Genomic DNA, 19,237 nt, shown 5'->3' with positions numbered 1-19,237 from the left:
GTCATGATAAACAAAAGAACGAGATATTTGCTTATACCTCGTCCTATTTAGATTTCTTAAAATTACGGTTTCACCGCCACCAACACACGGATAGAGTCTGGGACTAAAGACAGATTACCCAATGCTTGCTCACCTTGGGCTTTTAGCTGCTCTAAGCGCTCAATCTCTTCTGGACGTACGTTAGGATTGATGGTTTGTAGATGTTTTAGACGTTTGATTTCACGTGACCACTGCTGGCTAAAACGAGCGCTTGCTTGCTCACCGATTCCTGCTAGCTGCTGACGGGCAATGTCTTCTGCTTCATAATAACGCTGCTCAATCACATCGCCGCGAACTTTAATCACTTGGCGGGCGCGGTTTTTATCCAAACGCTCAATATGCGGCATAATCATATCAGCGCTGATACGTGCTGATAAATCACTGCCCTGCTCACTAATAAACACACGGATGTTTTGTGTGGTCAACGTCGCAGGCAAATTGAGCAATCTTGGCGCAATCGCTTCGACGCGGAAATTCACCTCTAACATCACCATACCTTGTGGCATAGCAGCACTTTTGAGCATCGCAACGGTGGTATTACCAAAGGTGCTGGTACTTGCCAGCTCATAAATCGCGCGCATCAATGGATGCTCATGAGTAATGAATTCGATATCTTCACGCTGCAGCGCTTGCTCACGCTCGAATGTCAACGTCATGCCATCTTCATCACCCAGTGGCAGACCGTCGATATAATCACTAATCTCCGTACTATCAATCGGAGCAATCACCCATGAGCCATCACGCTGGATATTGTGGTCAATATTGGCGGAAGCAAAAAAGCGCTCGATAAATTGCGGCAATAAATTATGCCCATCGAATTCACGCATGGCATCAGCGATACGACCAGCAACGCGCGGACGGCATGAGTTGTACTCTAAAAGGCGATCACGACCAGCTTGCAACTGTGCCTCTAGATCCAAACGCGTTTGTAGCGCGGCATCAATAATATCTTGTAATGTCGTACGGTTAGCGTCGTTATCAGCGCCTTCGAGCATCGGCTTTAGGTCTTGGATATATTGCTCTTGCACGCTTTGGGCGGTCGGTGAAATCTGATTAAACATATTTAGTGCATCGTTATACCACTGATACAGACGCTCTTGCGCGGTACCTTGGACATAAGGGATATGCAGCATAATTTGCTGCGTTTGCCCGATGCGGTCTAGGCGACCGATACGCTGCTCTAGTGTGTCCGGATTGGCCGGTAAATCCCATAGTATCAACTGACTAGCAAACTGGAAGTTACGACCTTCTGAGCCAATCTCCGAGCATAATAATATCTGCGCGCCTTCACTATCGGCAAAGAATGCCGCCGCTTGGTCACGCTCAAGCAGGGTCATCTGTTCGGTAAAGATAGCGGTCTTAATACCGGCATGGAGGCGCAATACCGCCTCTAAACTTTCAACCGTCGCACCACTACGGGCAATCAATAGCACTTTTTTATGCTTGAGCTCACCTTTTAAGATATCAATCAACCACGGCACACGCGGGTCATCTTCTAACCAGCTGCCATCAGGTTGATTTTCTTCGCCCCATAGCTGCTCACGCAATTTGCCATTGGTTTGGTAGCTATCTATCCATGCTTCTGGCAACGGTAGTGGATACGGCTGGCTGCTACGCCCATAGAAGCCTTTAACGCTTTCACGGGTATTACGGAATAAAATACGTCCGGTACCATGACGATCAAGGAGTTCATTGAGCGCATAGGTTCTTAATTTTTCATCATCATTAATAGCACCTAACTCATCGACACTAATAGCAAGCAGATGACTTAAAGCGGCAATTTGACCGTCGCTTAAGGGCTTATCTTCGATTAAAACGCTAGCGACCGCAGCCGTTTCAGCAAAGGCTTCTTGACCATCAATAAATTCATCTAAATCATCAAAGCGATCGGGGTCTAATAAACGCAGACGGGCAAAGTGACTTTGCGCGCCAAGTTGCTCCGGCGTTGCGGTTAATAGCATGACGCCCGGTGTTTCTTCGGCAAAGTCAGCGATTAAGTCATATTTATCATTGCCGCCTTGCACCTCATCCCAATGCAGGTGATGCGCTTCATCAACCACCAATAAATCAAAACCGGCTTCCATCGCTTGGTCATATAAGTCAGGATGATCAAGGAGTAAGTCCATACCAGCGATGATACATTGCTCAGTCGTAAAGACGTTTTGCTCAGGGTCATGTTCTTTAATCGCCGCCGTACGTACCAAATCAAACAAAGCAAAATTTAGGTTAAAACGACGACGCAGCTCAATCATCCACTGATATTGCAAACTGTCTGGCACGAGAATCAATACACGCTCAGCCTTACCCGTTAGTAGCTGTTGATGAATAATCAAACCCGCTTCAATGGTTTTACCCAGACCGACTTCGTCAGCAAGCAACACGCGTGGCGCGATACGTTTGCCAACTTCATGCGCTATATACAGCTGATGCTCGATGATATCGACGCGCGCGCCCATCAAGCCTTTCAGCGGATGACCAGCAAGCGCCGACTGCATACGTAGGATATCTTGACGCAGCTCATACCAATCACCGCGCTCAATACGACCAGCGAGCAGGCGCTCAAGCGGCTTGGCCAACGTAATATTGGCAGCCAGACGGGTTTCCATAATGCCGCGCTCGTGCTCATCGACACTGTATTTGAGCACGCCCATCACTTCTTCGACCGCCGTCACTGTATAGCTTTTGCCTGCTTGGTCAGAAATGCTATCACCCACTTTAAACACCACGCGTGATAACGGCGCTGAGTTTTTTGCATAAACGCGGGTCTCTTCACTTTGTGGAAATAGGATATGCACACAGCGGTCATCGACATCGATAACCACCCCCAAGCCAAGCTCAGACTCCGTATCAGATAAATAACGTTGACCAACGGCGAATTCGGTGCTGTGCAATGAAGCGATAGAGATAGTCATAAGGCGGTGTCTTTTGTACTCAGGTGATAAGAAAATAGATAGTTAATGAGGCAAGCTACCATAACTGGATTAATAGCTTAGTATCATTAATAAGCTGCTGGTCATTGGAAATATCAACAACCCCCAACTTGTCAGCTCGGCCAATTGATAAAACAGACCATTATATAACGTTAGCGACTAGATGAGTGCGTTAAGTTAATTTTTCAAGAGCATATTTTGGCAAGATTGTTGCAAAGCTAAGCATAAGTTGGTCTTATAAAACAACGAGATAACGACTCGCAAGTAACCAAAAAATATTGCCATCATATAATTGTTGCTGTATTGTTAAAAAATGCAATAAGTTATTTCTTAGTATGATACATGCGACTTCACATTTGAGCAGCTAGATTACAGAATTTATCGAATTAGCCCGCTTATCTAAGTAAACCGATTACCTGTTCCATATATATTTTTATACATCAATAGCTGTTTCAGAGTTTCTCTAGACATCTATAGAAATAGTATTACCAATAATAGTCCATTAAGTTATGCTTTCATTTGATTATTATTAATTTAAGTTATATGAATTCTTTCTGAAGCTGTGTTTTATAAGTGTTCATTAGATACATTTTAAGCTTCATCTACCTTTAGCATAATCACATAAGTCATGTTAGCCAATAAATCCCATTGGCAATCTTCTTTGTGCTCTCTAATCCCAAGGACAAATCCCGTCATGAGTGCCTCCAAAAAAGTTGGCTTTTTTAATCAAGTCAGTACCCAAGTTACCACCATTTTGTTCATTGCTTTTGCGGTCGTACTTGCGGTCGTTGTTTATGTCGTTGATAAAGAAGGTCATGATAAAATCCGCCTTGAGTCAGCAAAGCTGGTCGCTGAGCGTGGTAATACCGCCGTTAATAGTATCTCCGCCGATATCAATCGCGTCATGCGTAGTGCCTTGCTGTTACAGCAAAGTGCACAAACGCTACCACCACAAGAAGCGATTTTACAAGCCAGTACCGCCAATGCTTTTGATAAGCGTGATTATAACTTATTAGGTAGTGGCGGCATTTGGCCAGAAAAAGGCGCCCTGGGTGCCAATGCTGCAACCCATCCGTTTTTGATGGTGCGTCAAAATGGCGATTATCAAACGGTATTGAGCGACCCAAATCCTACCAACCCTTATTATCAAGAAGATTGGTTTAGTATTTTAAAATTGCTAAAACCTGAAAGCTGCATCTGGAACCATGTCCGCGCCAGCCAAACCAAAGGCGAGCTTGCAATGAGCTGCGGTGTTGCTATCGAACGTGACAATAAGTTCTGGGGCGCCAGCACGGTTAACTTTACGCTGAACCAGCTACAAGAAAATATTGTTAAGTTAAGCGAAAGCTCGGGCTCAGGTTATATTCTATTGCTGGATAATAGTGACAAGGTTATCGCCTCATCTAACCCTGAACGCTTAAGCTATATTGATGAAAAAACCGGTACGCCGCTTGATATCAAACAAGTTATTAACTCTGACCCTGCTTGGAATCCTGTACTAAACTTTTTAGAAGCTCAGCGTAACGAGACTATTGAGCGTGTTGCTGCTAGCGTATCGCCGCAAGTTCAGCAAGTATTGAACACGCTTGATAAAGCCGAAACCGGTACCGCTAAAGGCTACTATTTAGTGAACTACGCTGCTTATTTAAATAACGGTGAAAATAAGCAAAATGCTATGGATAGCCGCTTGTTACAGAGCTTCGAGCTGGCAAAAGACAGCTACTATAACGGCAGTCAAGCATATGTGTTCGAGATTCCTGAGACTTATTGGAAACTTATCGTGGTACAGCCTGATGCTGAGATTAATGCCATCGCGGATAACTTGAGTGAAAACTTGATTAACTGGATTGCACTGGCGCTACTGATCACAGCGGGCGTGATTTACTTTATGCTGACTTTCCTGGCATTTAAACCATTGAAAGAAACCACTGATAAAATCTCTCAAGCGGAAAAACTGATTAACGACAAGCAATATAATAAGCTGAGCGAAGTTAAATTCACTGAAGGCCGCAACGAGATTGGACTAGTCAACGGCTCTATTAATGACCTACTGGATCGAATCCAATCTAACGAAGGTAAGCTTGCCAATATCAATCAGCAGCTTGAGATTAAAGTTGAAGAACGTACCGCTGAGCTGCAAGATACGCTAAAAGAGCTGAAAAATTCCCAGCTGCAATTGATTCGTTCAGAAAAAATGGCGACTTTGGGACAAATGGTTGCTGGTGTTGCCCATGAAGTAAATACGCCATTGTCTTATGTGCAAAACAACCTTGAGATTATCGGTCAGCTGACCGAGCAATACGAAGAGCTGATTGAATTGGTACAAGGCTTAAAAGGTATCAAGCCTGACTCTACGACAACTGATGGCAAGATTGATAAGCTATTGGCAGATATTGTCCGTGCGTCGGATGAAATCCAAGAAGATGATTTGTCAGCTGAGCTCAAAGAGCTGATTAAAGACTCGCTATTTGGCGTCGAGCAAATCACCGAGATGGTCCTAAATCTACGCAACTTTGCTCGTCTTGATGAGTCAAAAGTGAAGACCATCGATGTACGGGAGTGTATCGAAGCCTCGCTTAAAATCGCTGGTAACTCTATCAGACATCAAGAAATTGTCACTGACTTTGCGCCGACACCTGAGGTTAAATGCTCGCCGTCACAGATTAACCAAGTGTTGGTGAACTTGCTCAATAACGCCGCGCAAGCCATGGGAGAAAAACCGGATGGCAAAATTGAAGTGCGTACCCGTGCCGATGACAGCAATGTCTATATCGATGTCAGCGACAACGGTAAAGGCATGAGCGCAGAAGTGCTTGGTCAAATCTTTGAGCCGTTCTTTACCACTAAAGGCGCAGGCGAAGGTACGGGTCTCGGTATGGCCATCAGTCAGCAGATTATGGAGCAGCATAATGGTGACATTAAAGCGGTTTCGACCGAAGGCGTTGGCACCACCTTTACCTTAATGTTACCGATTAATAATGATTTGACAGAACAAAGCCTAGCAGCGTAATCGCTAGGTTTTGCTGTTATTTTAATTGCTATTTTAATGATTATATAAAGCTATATCACTATTATTCATCATAAGGAACTCATCATGAATGAATTGGAAAACGACACCAATAATAACATTAGTACCGCTGAGCTAAGTGCTGAACCAAAACCGAAGTTGGCGTTTATTGACGATGAGCAACGTATCTTACGTTCTATGAAACTGCTGTTTCGTAAAACGCATGACGTTTTTATCACTACTGACCCGACTGAGTATATTGACTATATTAAAAACAATCACGTACACGTTGCAGTCAGTGACCAACGTATGCCTGAGCGTGTTGGTGTTGATATCTTGCGCGAAGTCAAAGAAGTATCGCCGTCTACCATGCGTATCTTATTGACCGGTTATGCCGATTTGAACGCAATTATTGGTTCTATCAACGATGGTGAAATTTACCGTTATTTAACCAAGCCGTGCAAATCTGAAGAGCTACTTGCCGTCGTCGGACGCGCCACCGAAATCGCTTTGACGTATAACCCAGATGAAGACGCTGAGCAGTTCGACAGCTCAGGTAATAAGCAAACGCTCTTGGTGATCGATGAAACTGACGAGCTGATTGAGCAAATAAGCAAGCAGTTTTCGCACAGTTATAAAGTACTGCATGCAGAAGGCTTAGAAGAAGCTTACGATTATTTGGCGAATGAAGATATCGGCGTGTGTATTACCGACATCAATGTCAGTGGCGAAAACATTGCGCCGATTATCTTTACCTTAAAACAAGATGCGCCGCATTTAGTGGTCCTGGTACAGACTGAATTTCAGGATGCGGGCTTACTGATTGACTTGATTAATAAAGGTCAGGTCTATCGCTGCTTACCAAAACCGATGCGCGCCAGCCTGCTTGAGATTAGCGTCAACCGTGCATTCCAACATCATGCAAAACTCAAAGCCAGTCCTGACCTGGTCAAACGTTATGAAGTCGAGCATGACCCTGAAAACGACGTTCGTATTGACTTGAGTAGTCGCGTACGTAGCCTTATTGGCAGATTGCGTAAGCGCTTCTCCTTATAAGCATGGGCTTAGCATACTTAGCAATATGAGATGCTGAAGATTAACTACTGATAATGAAGTGCTAAGAAATTAAGCATAAGAAAATTATTGCCCCATAAAATAAAACCTCTATTTCAATGTTGAAGTAGAGGTTTTTTACTGTACGCTTTTTGACTAAACCCTGCAACGTGCTACATTAGCTCAATAATCACTCTATATATAAAAACAATCAATAAAACGGACATTAAGGAATCATCATGCAAGCGGTTTTTTTAGACAAAGGCACCTTTTCTGATAATATCGATTTACCAGCGCCTCGCGGTGTCAGCGACTACATCACTTATAATGACACGCCAAAAGACAATGCGCTCATCATCGAGCGCTGCAAAGACGCTGATATTATTATTACCAATAAAGTCCAAATCACTGCTGACGTCATCGCCAACTTACCCAAGCTTAAGCTTATTCAGCTGACTGCCACCGGTATGAACAACGTCGATCAAGACGCTTGTGCTAAGCATGGTATCGCGCTATATAACGTCGCTGGTTACGCGGTCAAAAGCGTGCCCGAACATACCTTTATGCTGATGCTCACTGCTATGCGCGCTGGCATTCATTATCATGAAAAAGTCGCTGATGGTACGTGGGAAAACAATGGTAATTTTTGCTTGCTTGATATACCGCTGATAGATTTGGAAGATAAGACGCTTGGTATTATCGGCGTTGGGACTATCGGTAAACGCGTTACCGATATTGCTCGCGCTTTTGGTATGACTGTCTTGTGGGCTGAGCATCAAGGGCGTGCGCCGCGTAATGATAACTATACAATGTTTGAGGACGTGCTGGCGCAGTCTGATGTACTGAGTTTGCATTGTCCATTAAACGAGCAAACCAAGCATCTTATTAAGGCAGATACTTTAGCAAAAATGGCTAAAAAGCCGCTGATTGTTAATGTCGCTCGTGGCGGTATCGTTGATAGTCAAGCGTTGACTGATGCGATTCATAACGAGAAAATTATTGGTTATGCCACTGATGTATTTGAGCAAGAGCCGATTGTCAAAGACGATCCTTTATTAACCCTTGCTAACCATCCTCGGGTGATATTTAGCCCACATAACGCCTGGGGCAGTAAGAGTGCACAAGAAACCTTATGGCAAATACTCAGCAAACAAGTCGCTGAATTTATCGATAAAAATTAAACAAAAGCCACTAAAAATCTTAGCGACTAAAACGTAACCAATCATCTTTTATTTTACGGTGCTTGAGCATCACGCGGTCACTTAGATAATTATTGGTGACCCGCCAAGGATAGATATCGCCTTGCTTAGGCAGCTCGTGTTGCGCGCGCTTGACGTAGCCTGACGATAGCGCGCCCATGACCGTATCTGGCTGAACATGCGCTTCGGCATGGTCGGTCTGTGCACACGCTATGGCAACTTGGTAGCGATGCTTATGCATATAACTCAGTAGCCGTATCACATACTGACACGCCAAATCGATTTTTAGTGTCCATGAAGCATTGGTATAACCGAACAGCGCCGCCAAATTAGGCACACCTTCGACCAGTACCGCTTTGTAAGTCATACGACTACCAATGTCGACCGATTGACCGTCGACATACACCTTTGCCCCGCCCAGCATTTGTATCTTGAGTCCCGTTGCAGTAACGATAATATCAGCATCGAGGTGATTGCCAGAGTCAAGCATGATGCCCGTCTTGGTGAAATGGCTAATCTTATCAGTCACGACGGCGGCGCGCTTACCATGCAATGCTTTAAATAAATCACTGTCTGGCACTGCGCACACCCGTTGCTCCCACGGATTATAGTCAGGCACAAAGTGAGCCACATCAATACCGCTACCTTTTAACTCCTTTTTAACGCCACTTTTCAAGAGCGCTTTCATAGCTTTTGGCGCGTAGGTGGCCGCTCGATAGATTCCTTGTTGCGTCAATACATTGCGTGCACGTAACACGGTATAAGCCTGCGACTTTGATAAGGGTGAAAACCGACCCGCTAACCAATCAAGCGCATGATCATCGCCCGGCACACTTGCCACATAGGTCGGCGACCGCTGTAGCATCGTAACATGCTGCGCGCATTGCTCACCTGCCTCATCTACTAGCGCTGGCAATAACGTCATGGCCGTGGCGCCACTACCGATAATGACGATTTTCTTATCATCATAATTGAGATTTTGCCAATGCTGTGGATGGACGATTTCACCTTGAAAATCTGCTTCGTTTTCAAAAGCAGGGCGATACCCTTGCTCATAATCATAGTAGCCAGTTGCACCAACGACAAACTTGGCTGTTAAGGTAAATACCTGCCCACTGGCATGATTTTTGACTATTGCCGTCCATTGCTGCTCATCACTAGACCAAGATAGTTGCTGTACTTCATTCTGATAACGAATGTGTTCGCTGATACCAAACTCGTGTGCTGTAGCAGCGATATAGCGTTTAATATCCGCGCCTTCCGCTAGCATTCTATAATCCAGCCACGGTCTAAAACTATAGCCAAACGTCAACGCATCAGAATCAGAGCGAATACCAGGATAAGTAAATAAATCCCACGTACCGCCCAAATCTGCGCGTTTTTCTAATACTACAAATCGCTGTGTGCTTTTTTGCTGCTTCCTTTTTACTAGGTTTTTGAAGAGACTTGGACTTTTATGTCCAAACAGCCCTTTGTGCTTTTGCTGCTGTAATCGACAAGCCATGCCTATACCGGCAATACCAGCGCCGATGATAAGCACCTCATAATCTACTGGAATATCTAATGAGTGCTTCTTAGATTTGAAACGACTCTTAGTCGCCTGCTTGGCAGCAGTAATATCAAGCATAATACGATCCTTGTTTTTGCATGATGAGTGTCATATTTAGCGTATAACAGTAGTATGAAAATATCAGATTTTTAAAATTTATGGATTTTAGTTGATTCTATAATAACAGAAACTATAACTGATGGTTTTTATGAAATAGCCTCTAAGCTTAAATAGAAAAGAGAAAAACAAACCTCTTAAAAAGGGCTTGGACTTTCCCAATCCATCCACGCGCCAAGTGTAGGATGCTTAAGACGCAGTTGCTGCGCATGCAGATTCAGTCTTGGCGCAATGTCTAAGGCAGCGCCTTCTGCATAAATCGGGTCGCCAATCATCACATGTCCGACATGGACCATATGCACGCGCAGCTGATGACTGCGACCGGTGACTGGTTTTAACAGTACACGTGTGACTGTGTAACCGTTACACTCTTCATGCGCTAGCACCTCATACAGGGTTAATGCATGCTTTGACCAGTTAGGGTCAACGATATGGCGCGGTTTGGTTTCCGGCTCATAACGTACTGGCACCGATATTTCACCCTTGGCACCAACGCTTTGCCACTGACCAAAGACACGCGCTTGATAGCTTTTTTGTGGCAGCCGCTCAATAAACTGCTTACTAATATGGCTTTGCGCGGCGGCATTTTTGGCAAAAATCAGTAGCCCTGAGGTATCCATATCTAAGCGATGAATCAATTTGACCGCCGGATTGGCACGCTCAAGCCGCGCCAATAAACTCACTTTTAGCGTTTTACCATCGACACTCAATAATCCTGCAGGCTTATCGACGACCCAAATATCATCGTCTTCATAGACGGTAACCTCTTGCGCAAATTCTCGAAAAAACTCCAGTGGATACGCATTTTCTTGAGCGTTCAGGGCATCTATTTTTTCATCGGTGAAAGGCATAAAATTGGGCTACTTATAGTAAGGAATTATGTATATTAATCAGGTATTAATAGTTATAAACGAGCTATACGGATAAACTGCTGATAGCAATAAAATTCAAGGCTAAAGCTATTCTTAATAAAGCCATCCTTAATTTTGGATAAAACTCACTTTGAGCAAAATCGGTTGTGAACGACCAGTTAAAAATAATAATAAATCAGTATTCAAAAAGATAGCTAAGTTTGTGCTAAAGATGACGATAGCGGTAACAAGTCACAGACAAAACATAACCTGTGTCGTTATGTTTCGATTTATTGTGCTAATAGTAATTGTTAAACAATTTAACCAGCCTGCGTCTGTCAACGCTGAGCAAACATGTTAATATAATGGCAGATTTTTACCCCTTCCTAACCATTCTTCAGCCATTCATCTATTTAATATGACTGCCATATTTATAGTGACGACTGGTGATAGAAACACTAAAACAAGAGAGAAAAACTATGTCAGATCTTATTGTTAATACCACCGATGCAAACTTTGACCAAGACGTCCTACAATCAGACGTGCCAGTGCTAGTAGACTTTTGGGCAACCTGGTGTGGTCCTTGTAAAGCCATCGCCCCTATTTTAGAAGATTTAGCGACTGAGTACCAAGGTAAAGTTAAAATCGTTAAAGTCGACGTCGATAGTAACCCACAAGCGGCCAGCCGTTTCGGTATTCGCAACATTCCTACTCTATTTGTCTTTAAAGACGGCGAAAAAGTAGATTCAGTGATGGGTCTACAGCCAAAGGCAGCATTGGCAGCCGTATTAGATAAACACCTATAAGTCGTTTCCTAGTAGTTGTACACTGAAAGGTTTTATTAAAAATCGACAACGAAAAAGCTATTGTCTGCATCAGATAATGGCTTTTTTGCTGCTTTTCTGAGCAAAAAACGAGATTATGCGAATTTTTTGGCAAAAATTATTGACAATGCCAGCTTGAAGCCCGTATAGTCTGCTGACAAGAGAAAACTAACCATTTTCCTAAGTGTCTTGTCGCTATTCTCCTCGTGTTTATCAACAGAAACACAATCGTCATTATAAAACATCACTACTGAACGCAATGACTAAACACAATTACTGATATTGAGTTTTTGACGCAGACTCTTATGTAGACTTCTTTATCTTTACCTCTTATGACCGTGCCTGTATTTCTTGCAACGCGTCTATAAGCTGGCACGTAAAATCTATCCTACATAAACCCCGATGCTGTGCATATATCCTCTATCGCCCTACACCTGTTGTTTTAATCAATGTCTTGATTTGTGCTGATAATGGCATCTCTCATCTGATCAACTGCTAATGACCTATCTATGAATCTTACTGAATTAAAGAAAAAAACAATCGCTGAGCTATTGGCCATCGCCAAAGAAATGGGTCTTGATAATATGGCACGTAGCCGTAAACAAGACATTATCTTTGCTATTTTAAAAACCCATGCCCGTAACGGTGAAGCCATTTATGGTGACGGCGTGCTTGAGGTTCTTCCTGATGGTTTTGGCTTTTTGCGCTCATCTGAAGGCTCTTATTTAGCAGGTCCCGACGATATCTATGTCAGCCCAAGCCAAATCCGTCGTTTTAGCCTCAAAACAGGCGACAGTATCGCTGGTACCATTCGTCCACCAAAAGACTCTGAGCGTTATTTTGCGCTCTTAAAAGTTGGTGAGATTAACTTTGATACGCCAGATCGCTCGCGTCATAAGCTGATTTTTGAGAACTTAACGCCACTATTTCCAACTGAGCAATTAAAACTTGAGCTTGGTAATGGTACGACTGAAGATTTGACTGGTCGTATTATTGATCTAATTGCCCCCATTGGTAAAGGTCAGCGTTCTATCATCGTCGCACCGCCAAAAGCCGGTAAAACCATGCTGCTACAAACCATTGCGCAGTCAATTACCCGCAATAACCCTGAATGTTATTTAATCGTTCTCTTGATTGATGAGCGTCCAGAAGAAGTCACCGAGATGGTGCGTACGGTACGTGGCGAAGTTGTGGCCTCTACCTTTGATGAGCCGCCACAACGTCATGTCCAAGTGGCTGAAATGGTCATCGAAAAAGCCAAGCGTTTGGTTGAGCATAAACAAGACGTGGTCATCTTACTTGACTCTATTACCCGTCTTGCCCGCGCCTATAACACCGTTATTCCATCATCAGGTAAAGTATTGACCGGTGGTTTGGATGCCAATGCGTTAGAGCGTCCAAAACGCTTCTTTGGGGCGGCGCGTAACGTTGAAGAAGGTGGCAGCTTGACCATTATTGCCAGTGCGCTGATTGATACGGGTAGTAAAATGGACAGTGTTATCTTTGAAGAATTCAAAGGAACAGGTAACCAAGAGATTACTCTTGAGCGCGACTTGGCGGAAAAACGTGTCTTCCCAGCGATTAATATCAAAAAATCGGGCACACGCCGCGAAGAGCGCCTACTTGATGAAGATAAATTACGTAAAGTTTGGATTTTACGTAAGCTGCTTCAACCGATGGATGGCGTGCAAGCTACTGAGTTCTTACTAGACCGTCTAAAAGAAGCCAAAACTAACGACGAGTTCTTTGAGCAAATGAAACGTAAATCACAAAACTAATTTATAGTTGTACTTTATTAGATTAATTATCTAGTGATATGCTTGGAAAATAAAGACTGCCTTAGGGCGGTCTTTATCATCTTTGCAACGATTCATTTAAAGACTTTATCAATATTACCTTAAACATTACCAAGGTAATCCTTGAAAACAGTTAGCGGACTTTCACTATTAATACAATGACTGTAAGCAAAAGCCCTACCGACGATATAGTAAAGCAACATACTTTACAGAATATTTGCAAAGATTAGCCTTTTTACTACGACTAGAAAGAGATAAACAGGCTATTATGCAAAGTAATACAGACATATTTAGATACATCCTGTATATTGGATTTCAAACTTGACGACTTAATAGGTGACACTATGAAATTTGCTAAAACTTTTGCACTAACGGCTATCGCTAGCTCTGCTCTTATGATGGGTGGTTGTGCTAATAACGGCTATGGCTATAACTCTGGCTTAAATAACACTGCTAAAGGTGCAGCCGCTGGTGCAGCTGCTGGTGCCCTTCTTAAAAGTGGCGGCAATAGCAAAGACATCGCTCGTGGCGCAATTGGTGGTGCTGCAGTGGGTGGCGCTGGTGCTTATATTCTTAACAACAGCAGATAATTGATTTTAAGTAGCTGTATTGGTTGATAGTATCTGATTAAAAATATTATCTAACCAAATAGCTTATACAAAAAAGCCTGCAATCAATTGCAGGCTTTTTTATGTCTCATAGTTTTAGTTTAATTAAAGAGAAATCTTATAAATTAACTTATAGAAACTGAGTTATAAAGCGCCACTAAATGTGTCGCAAGATTGAATGTTACCACTCTCTAAACCACGGGTGAACCACTGAACGCGCTGTTGACTGGTACCATGAGTAAAGTTGTCAGGAACTACCTCACCACCACTGGCACGCGCTAAGCGATCATCACCGATTTGACCAGCAGCGTTGATTGCTTCATCGATATCGCCTGCTTCTAGGAATTGGACACGCTCTTGATTACGCTGTGCCCAAACGCCAGCAAAACAATCCGCCTGTAGTTCTTGTAATACCGAGAGCTTATTGGCCTGTGCGCGCGTGACTTGACGACTAGCTTCATTGACTTGTTGCGTAATACCTAGCAAGGTCTGTACATGATGACCGACCTCATGAGATATCACATACGCTTGGGCAAAATCCCCTGCTTTACCTTGGTTTTCGCTATCGCCTGAGCCTTGCTCATCACCAGTAATGCCTAAGTTTTGGCGCATTTCCACAAAAAACGACGTATCCAGATACACAGTCTGATCACCTGGGCAATAAAAAGGTCCGGTTGCCGAACTGGCACTGCCGCAAGCCGAGCTGACTTGTCCATTAAATAAAATCAATGACGGCTCTTTATAGGTGCTGCCTGCCTCATTAAATATCTGGTGCCAAACTTCTTCCGTATCCGCCAATACCACCTTTACAAACCTTGTATCACGGTCATCACTGGTCGCAGGCTCAGTAGAGGTATTACTACCACCGCCTGCAACCACTTGACCTGTCTGTAGCGCCGTCATCGGATTGACCCCAAATACTAGCCATAAGATGCCGGCAATGATAATACCGCCGATGCCGCCACCGATCATCTTGCCACCACCACTGCTTGTACGCACATTAGAGCTGCCGCGTCTATCTTGCCATTTCATAATATCTCTCCTAAAAAATACGATAGACATTGCTGTTCATATCGTCGTTAGTGCTGTTATATAATTATGGATATTAAATAATCTTTAGCGCAATCCCTTGATTGACTATTTTATTTAGCCAATGACAGTAAAAAATTAAAGAACGGTCATGAGCCTTCGTATCTCATCGCTTGTATTAACGACTTTTATTGATATCATCTATATTTATACCCTGCTAATACCCATCATTTAAGGACTGTCTTTGGGAATAATAGTACTGACAATATGCCCTAAATAAGTATAGAATAGCGTCCGAGCCATGAGAGAAAACCTTTGATAGGAAAGTTCTTAAATCATACTGATGTCGTTGATTATACGTCGATTAATTTGGCTTGTTGTATTAAAAATTATATTAAATAGGCAAAGTAAAATCCTATTTACAATTTTATTGTTACTTAATTGTACAAGCTCTTTCCATACGGAAAGAAATCCTATAGAATGCGTGGAAGCTGAGTAGCTGTGATTAATCCTAGTTGAATTCTGAGACATCTCGGACATTCAACTTTTCTTGCTGCTACTGATCATTTCATTTTCCCGGAGAAAACCTTATGAACTTAAAATTACTTGCTCTAGCTGGTATCATGACTGCAACTATGGGCCTTACTGCCTGTGACAGCAACAAAGAAAACGCTGCTGAAGATTTATCTGACGCGCAAGAAGAAGTAACTGATGCACAAGAAAACCTAGACCAAGCTGCTGTTGAAGGCGAAGCTGTTCCTGCTGAAACTGTTGAAGCTGTTGACGCTGCTGAAGCTGAAATCGCTGATGCACAAGTTGGTACTGCTACTAACGAAATCGATGCTGAAGTACCTGTAGACGGTACTACTACTAGCGTTGACGTAGCTAGCGAAACTCCTGCAGTTGACGCAGCTGACGAAGTTGTAGTTGAGAAACCAGCTCAGTAATTTTTATTTTCGTAATAAAAATACTGCAGTAAAAAAAAGAGAGCTTACGCTCTCTTTTTTTATGCCTGCTATTTAGGATTTTTATAAGGCTATTAAAGAATAGATAGATAATGCCCTATGTTTAACAGCGTTATAGATAACATGAACCACGATAAGCTATTATTTTAAAATAATAGCTTATCGCTTATTACCCCACCTTTTAATCATAAGATTTATCTGCTTAAAAAGCCGATAGGCTTACTTTCACGCAGGCGATTGGTTAAAAAGGCAACTTTTAGTCAATCCTTATTCGTCAAATAAACGTTCATCAACCTGCTGACGAAATTTTTGACCCGTTTTAAAGGTAACCACGCGGCGCGCAGACACCGCAACAGGCTCACCTGTCTTTGGGTTACGACCTGGACGGCTATTTTTATCTTTAAGTTCGAAGTTGCCAAAGCCTGACAGCTTGACCTCTTTGCCATCAATCAAACTCTCTGACAATTCATCAAAAAAGTTCTCTACCAAACAACGGCCTTCTTGGCGTGTTAGGTTAAGATGACTCATCAAATGCTCAATCATGTCAGATTTGGTTAAGGTGCTCACAGTACGACTCCTATGCTATGTCGTGATGTCGAATATCATGGTTTAGCGGTATGAGGGTTGATATTGGTCATTATAAAGGGTTTTTACCATCTTTTTAATAAAGTCTGCATAAAAATCCTTTATTAATAACCACTTACCTTATTTTATGAATAAGATTTTCTGTCTATTAATAATTTTAAAAATAGCAAAGCTCTATAGCCTCGCTCATGAGGAGACCATAGAGAATTTTATATTGTTATGACTAGGTATTAGCTGTCACGCAACTGGGCAGCGTGCTGTTCGGTTAGGGCTTGCACTACCTTATCGGTCGCCATTTTCACCGCCTCATCAGATAATGTCTGCGTTCTGTCTTGCCATATCAGCGCAAAGGCTAATGAACGCTGATCAGTTGGCACTTTGTCGCCTTGATAAACATCAAATAGCCATAAATCTGTTAATAGCTCACCAGCTGCCGCGCGTATAGTCGACTCTAAAGTCTGTAAGCTGATGTCGCTATTTACTAGTATGGCGATATCACGGCGTACTTGCGGGAATTTGCTTGGGGTGGTGATGGCATGCTGTTCACGTACGAGGGTCAGTAGCGGCGCAAGTGCTAATTGAGCCACCCAAGTAGCAGGCAAATCTAACTGCTTGGCCGTATTAGGATGCAGTTGACCCAACCAACCGACATACTGGTCATCGATATAGAGTTTGGCGCTTTGACCAGGATGCAAGAAGGCAAGCTCACTACGCTCATAACGGATACGCGCACTATCTACTTGCGCAGGTAATAATTGCTCAATATCATGCTTAAGATCGTAAAAATCTAACGCACGGTTTTGATACGCTTGCTCGTCCCAGACATCGCCGACTGCGACCAAAGCAATACTTGGTGTTTGTACCAATTCGCTAATACTTTGACCAACAAAGCTAAGACCTGTTTCGAAGAAACGCACACGCGGCTGCTGGCGATTGAGGTTGTATTGCACACAAGGCAATAAACTTGACAGCAAAGTACGGCGCATTACTGCTAAATCACTAGAGATAGGATTGGCCAGTGCCAACACTTCTCCTAGCGCTTTGTCATCGAGCAAAGCTTCTATTTTTGCATCACTAAAGCTAAAGCTTATCGCTTCCATATAACCGTTATCGACCAGCGCCAGCTTCATTTGGTGAGTCAAGTCCGCCGTATCGTCATAATCCATGCTGACTTGCAAATGCGGCAATACGCTTGGAATATTATCATAACCATAAATACGAGCAATCTCTTCGATGATGTCCTCTTTGATACTCATATCAAAACGATATGATGGCGGCGTGCAAAGCAGGCTATCTGCTTGCTGCTCTACTGCAAACCCTAACTGAGTCAAAATACGTACCATGACTGCTGGCTCAATCTCGATACCGATGACATCAAGGACTTTAGTGATTGGCAAGGTAATAGGCGCACGTGCGGGTAAATGCTCACAACTTTCGACTTTGACTATTTTTTCTGCTTGACCGCCAGTAACGCTCGTAATCAAATCAACAGCACGCGCTAAAGCAAGCGCTGGCAACTCAAAATCTACCCCACGCTCAAAGCGTTGTGAGGCATCCGTATGCAGACCAAAACGGCGTGCACGTGCAGCGATTGCCAATGGATTAAAAAACGCACTTTCTAATACGATGTTGGTGGTGCTATCAGTGACGCTGCTACGCTGACCACCCATAATACCGGCAAGTGCAAGTACACCTTGATCATCCGCAATGACCAATTCATCACCGGTTAAAGTAATGGCTTGCTCATTAAGCAAAGTAATGCTTTCTTCAGGCCGTGCCAAACGCACCACGATATCACCATCGATGGTATCAGCATCAAAGGCATGTAGCGGCTGACCTAATTCCATCAACACATAGTTAGTCACATCAACTAAAAAGTTATGCGAACGTAAACCTGACTGCACTAGTGCATCTTGCATCCACTTTGGTGTATCGATGCTACGATCAATATTGCTAATCGACTGTAATAAATAACGTGGGCACGCCTCAACTGCACTAACGGTGACAGCAAGAGTTGCGCCGTTATCCGTCACCGCTACATTAGTTGGAATCTCAGGCGGCTGCATCGGCAAATCGTTAATGACTGAAATTTCGCGCGCAATTCCGCGTACGCTAAAGCAATCACCACGGTTTGGGGTAATAGAGATATCTAAGATTTGATTGTCTAAACCCAAATACTCACGAATATCCATGCCAATCGGCGCATCAGCTGGCAACTCAAGCAGACCATCGATGCTATCGGTTAAGTCAATTTCAGACGCACCGCAGAGCATACCATTAGAGTCGACACCGCGTAGGTTACCATTTTTAATTTTAAAACCTTTTGCATCATCGCTTGGCAACACTGCACCGACGGTCGCAACAGGTGCTTTCATACCGATAGTCACATTGGGTGCACCGCAAACAATTTGTAATGGCTCAGCTGCACCAATATTAACCTGAGTCACGCGTAATTTGTCAGCATCTGGATGCTGCTCGACGCTGATAACTTCACCAACCACCACACCGCTAAAGGCGCGGGCGACTGCAAAGCGATCATCAATCTCTAGCCCTGCCATCGTAAGTTGTTCAGCCAATTGCTCACTGCTATTGTTGGGATTTACCCATTGACGTAGCCACTGTTCGCTAATTTTCATAAATATCTCGGATCAGAATTTTATAATAAAGATTTTGAATTAAAGGTTT

13 protein-coding genes are annotated in these 19,237 nt (G+C 43.3%); 7 read left to right on the top strand and 6 right to left on the bottom strand.

Annotated elements, in window-relative coordinates; all coding sequences use genetic code 11:
* Nucleotides 1-62 precede the first annotated feature (62 nt).
* Nucleotides 63-2,951, bottom strand: coding sequence for an RNA polymerase-associated protein RapA (rapA, locus tag FQ084_RS11895; protein ID WP_188032963.1), 2,889 nt, complete (start codon nucleotides 2,949-2,951; stop codon nucleotides 63-65).
* A gap of 712 nt (nucleotides 2,952-3,663) precedes the next feature.
* On the opposite strand from rapA, the gene FQ084_RS11890 reads away from it, so the two are divergent.
* The 3 genes from FQ084_RS11890 (at nucleotide 3,664) to FQ084_RS11880 (ending at nucleotide 8,210) form a co-directional block, all read left to right on the top strand.
* Nucleotides 3,664-5,979, top strand: a complete 2,316-nt coding sequence (locus FQ084_RS11890) for a sensor histidine kinase (protein ID WP_149490846.1) — start codon at nucleotides 3,664-3,666, stop codon at nucleotides 5,977-5,979.
* An 84-nt stretch (nucleotides 5,980-6,063) separates the two neighbouring features.
* Nucleotides 6,064-7,032 (top strand): response regulator, encoded by a 969-nt coding sequence (locus tag FQ084_RS11885; protein ID WP_149490845.1) that lies wholly within the window; start codon nucleotides 6,064-6,066, stop codon nucleotides 7,030-7,032.
* Between the two features lie 236 nt (nucleotides 7,033-7,268).
* Nucleotides 7,269-8,210 (top strand): D-2-hydroxyacid dehydrogenase, encoded by a 942-nt coding sequence (locus tag FQ084_RS11880; RefSeq protein WP_149490844.1) that lies wholly within the window; start codon nucleotides 7,269-7,271, stop codon nucleotides 8,208-8,210.
* Between the two features lie 19 nt (nucleotides 8,211-8,229).
* Here FQ084_RS11880 and FQ084_RS11875 read toward each other — a convergent pair whose 3' ends face one another.
* On the bottom strand, nucleotides 8,230-9,855 hold the full coding sequence (locus tag FQ084_RS11875; RefSeq protein WP_149490843.1) for a flavin-containing monooxygenase: 1,626 nt from the start codon (nucleotides 9,853-9,855) through the stop codon (nucleotides 8,230-8,232).
* 176 nt (nucleotides 9,856-10,031) lie between these two features.
* Nucleotides 10,032-10,745, bottom strand: a complete 714-nt coding sequence (locus FQ084_RS11870) for an RluA family pseudouridine synthase (RefSeq protein WP_149490842.1) — start codon at nucleotides 10,743-10,745, stop codon at nucleotides 10,032-10,034.
* Nucleotides 10,746-11,224: 479 nt separating this feature from the next.
* Between FQ084_RS11870 and trxA the strand changes: the two genes are divergently transcribed.
* From trxA to FQ084_RS11855, 3 genes are all read left to right on the top strand, one after another.
* Nucleotides 11,225-11,551 (top strand): thioredoxin, encoded by a 327-nt coding sequence (gene trxA / locus FQ084_RS11865; protein WP_149490841.1) that lies wholly within the window; start codon nucleotides 11,225-11,227, stop codon nucleotides 11,549-11,551.
* Nucleotides 11,552-12,078: 527 nt separating this feature from the next.
* Nucleotides 12,079-13,347 carry a transcription termination factor Rho gene (rho, locus tag FQ084_RS11860; protein ID WP_149490840.1) on the top strand — a complete coding sequence of 423 codons (1,269 nt, stop codon included), beginning with the start codon at nucleotides 12,079-12,081 and terminating at the stop codon, nucleotides 13,345-13,347.
* Between the two features lie 362 nt (nucleotides 13,348-13,709).
* A complete protein-coding gene (locus FQ084_RS11855) occupies nucleotides 13,710-13,955 on the top strand; it encodes a hypothetical protein (protein WP_149490839.1) in 246 nt (81 codons plus the stop codon).
* 162 nt (nucleotides 13,956-14,117) lie between these two features.
* Here the strand turns inward: FQ084_RS11855 and FQ084_RS11850 are convergent, their stop codons facing one another.
* Nucleotides 14,118-15,005: a neutral zinc metallopeptidase gene (locus FQ084_RS11850; protein WP_149490838.1), complete on the bottom strand. Its 888-nt coding sequence runs from the start codon at nucleotides 15,003-15,005 to the stop codon at nucleotides 14,118-14,120.
* 587 nt (nucleotides 15,006-15,592) lie between these two features.
* Here FQ084_RS11850 and FQ084_RS11845 point away from each other — a divergent pair.
* Nucleotides 15,593-15,949, top strand: a complete 357-nt coding sequence (locus tag FQ084_RS11845) for a hypothetical protein (RefSeq protein ID WP_149490837.1) — start codon at nucleotides 15,593-15,595, stop codon at nucleotides 15,947-15,949.
* Nucleotides 15,950-16,234: 285 nt separating this feature from the next.
* Here FQ084_RS11845 and FQ084_RS11840 read toward each other — a convergent pair whose 3' ends face one another.
* Together FQ084_RS11840 and pheT are read right to left on the bottom strand one after the other, a co-directional pair.
* Nucleotides 16,235-16,534 carry an integration host factor subunit alpha gene (locus FQ084_RS11840; protein ID WP_079692789.1) on the bottom strand — a complete coding sequence of 100 codons (300 nt, stop codon included), beginning with the start codon at nucleotides 16,532-16,534 and terminating at the stop codon, nucleotides 16,235-16,237.
* Nucleotides 16,535-16,782: 248 nt separating this feature from the next.
* Complete coding sequence (pheT, locus tag FQ084_RS11835) at nucleotides 16,783-19,188, bottom strand: phenylalanine--tRNA ligase subunit beta (RefSeq protein ID WP_149490836.1); 2,406 nt, start codon at nucleotides 19,186-19,188, stop codon at nucleotides 16,783-16,785.
* Nucleotides 19,189-19,237 lie beyond the last annotated feature (49 nt).

Origin of the sequence: Psychrobacter sp. ANT_WB68 (genome assembly GCF_008369115.1) — a bacterium.
In the GTDB taxonomy this organism is placed as follows: Bacteria; Pseudomonadota; Gammaproteobacteria; order Pseudomonadales; family Moraxellaceae; genus Psychrobacter.
The sequence above is the reverse complement of the archived record's forward strand: the minus strand, read 5'-3'. Positions and strand labels throughout refer to the sequence as shown.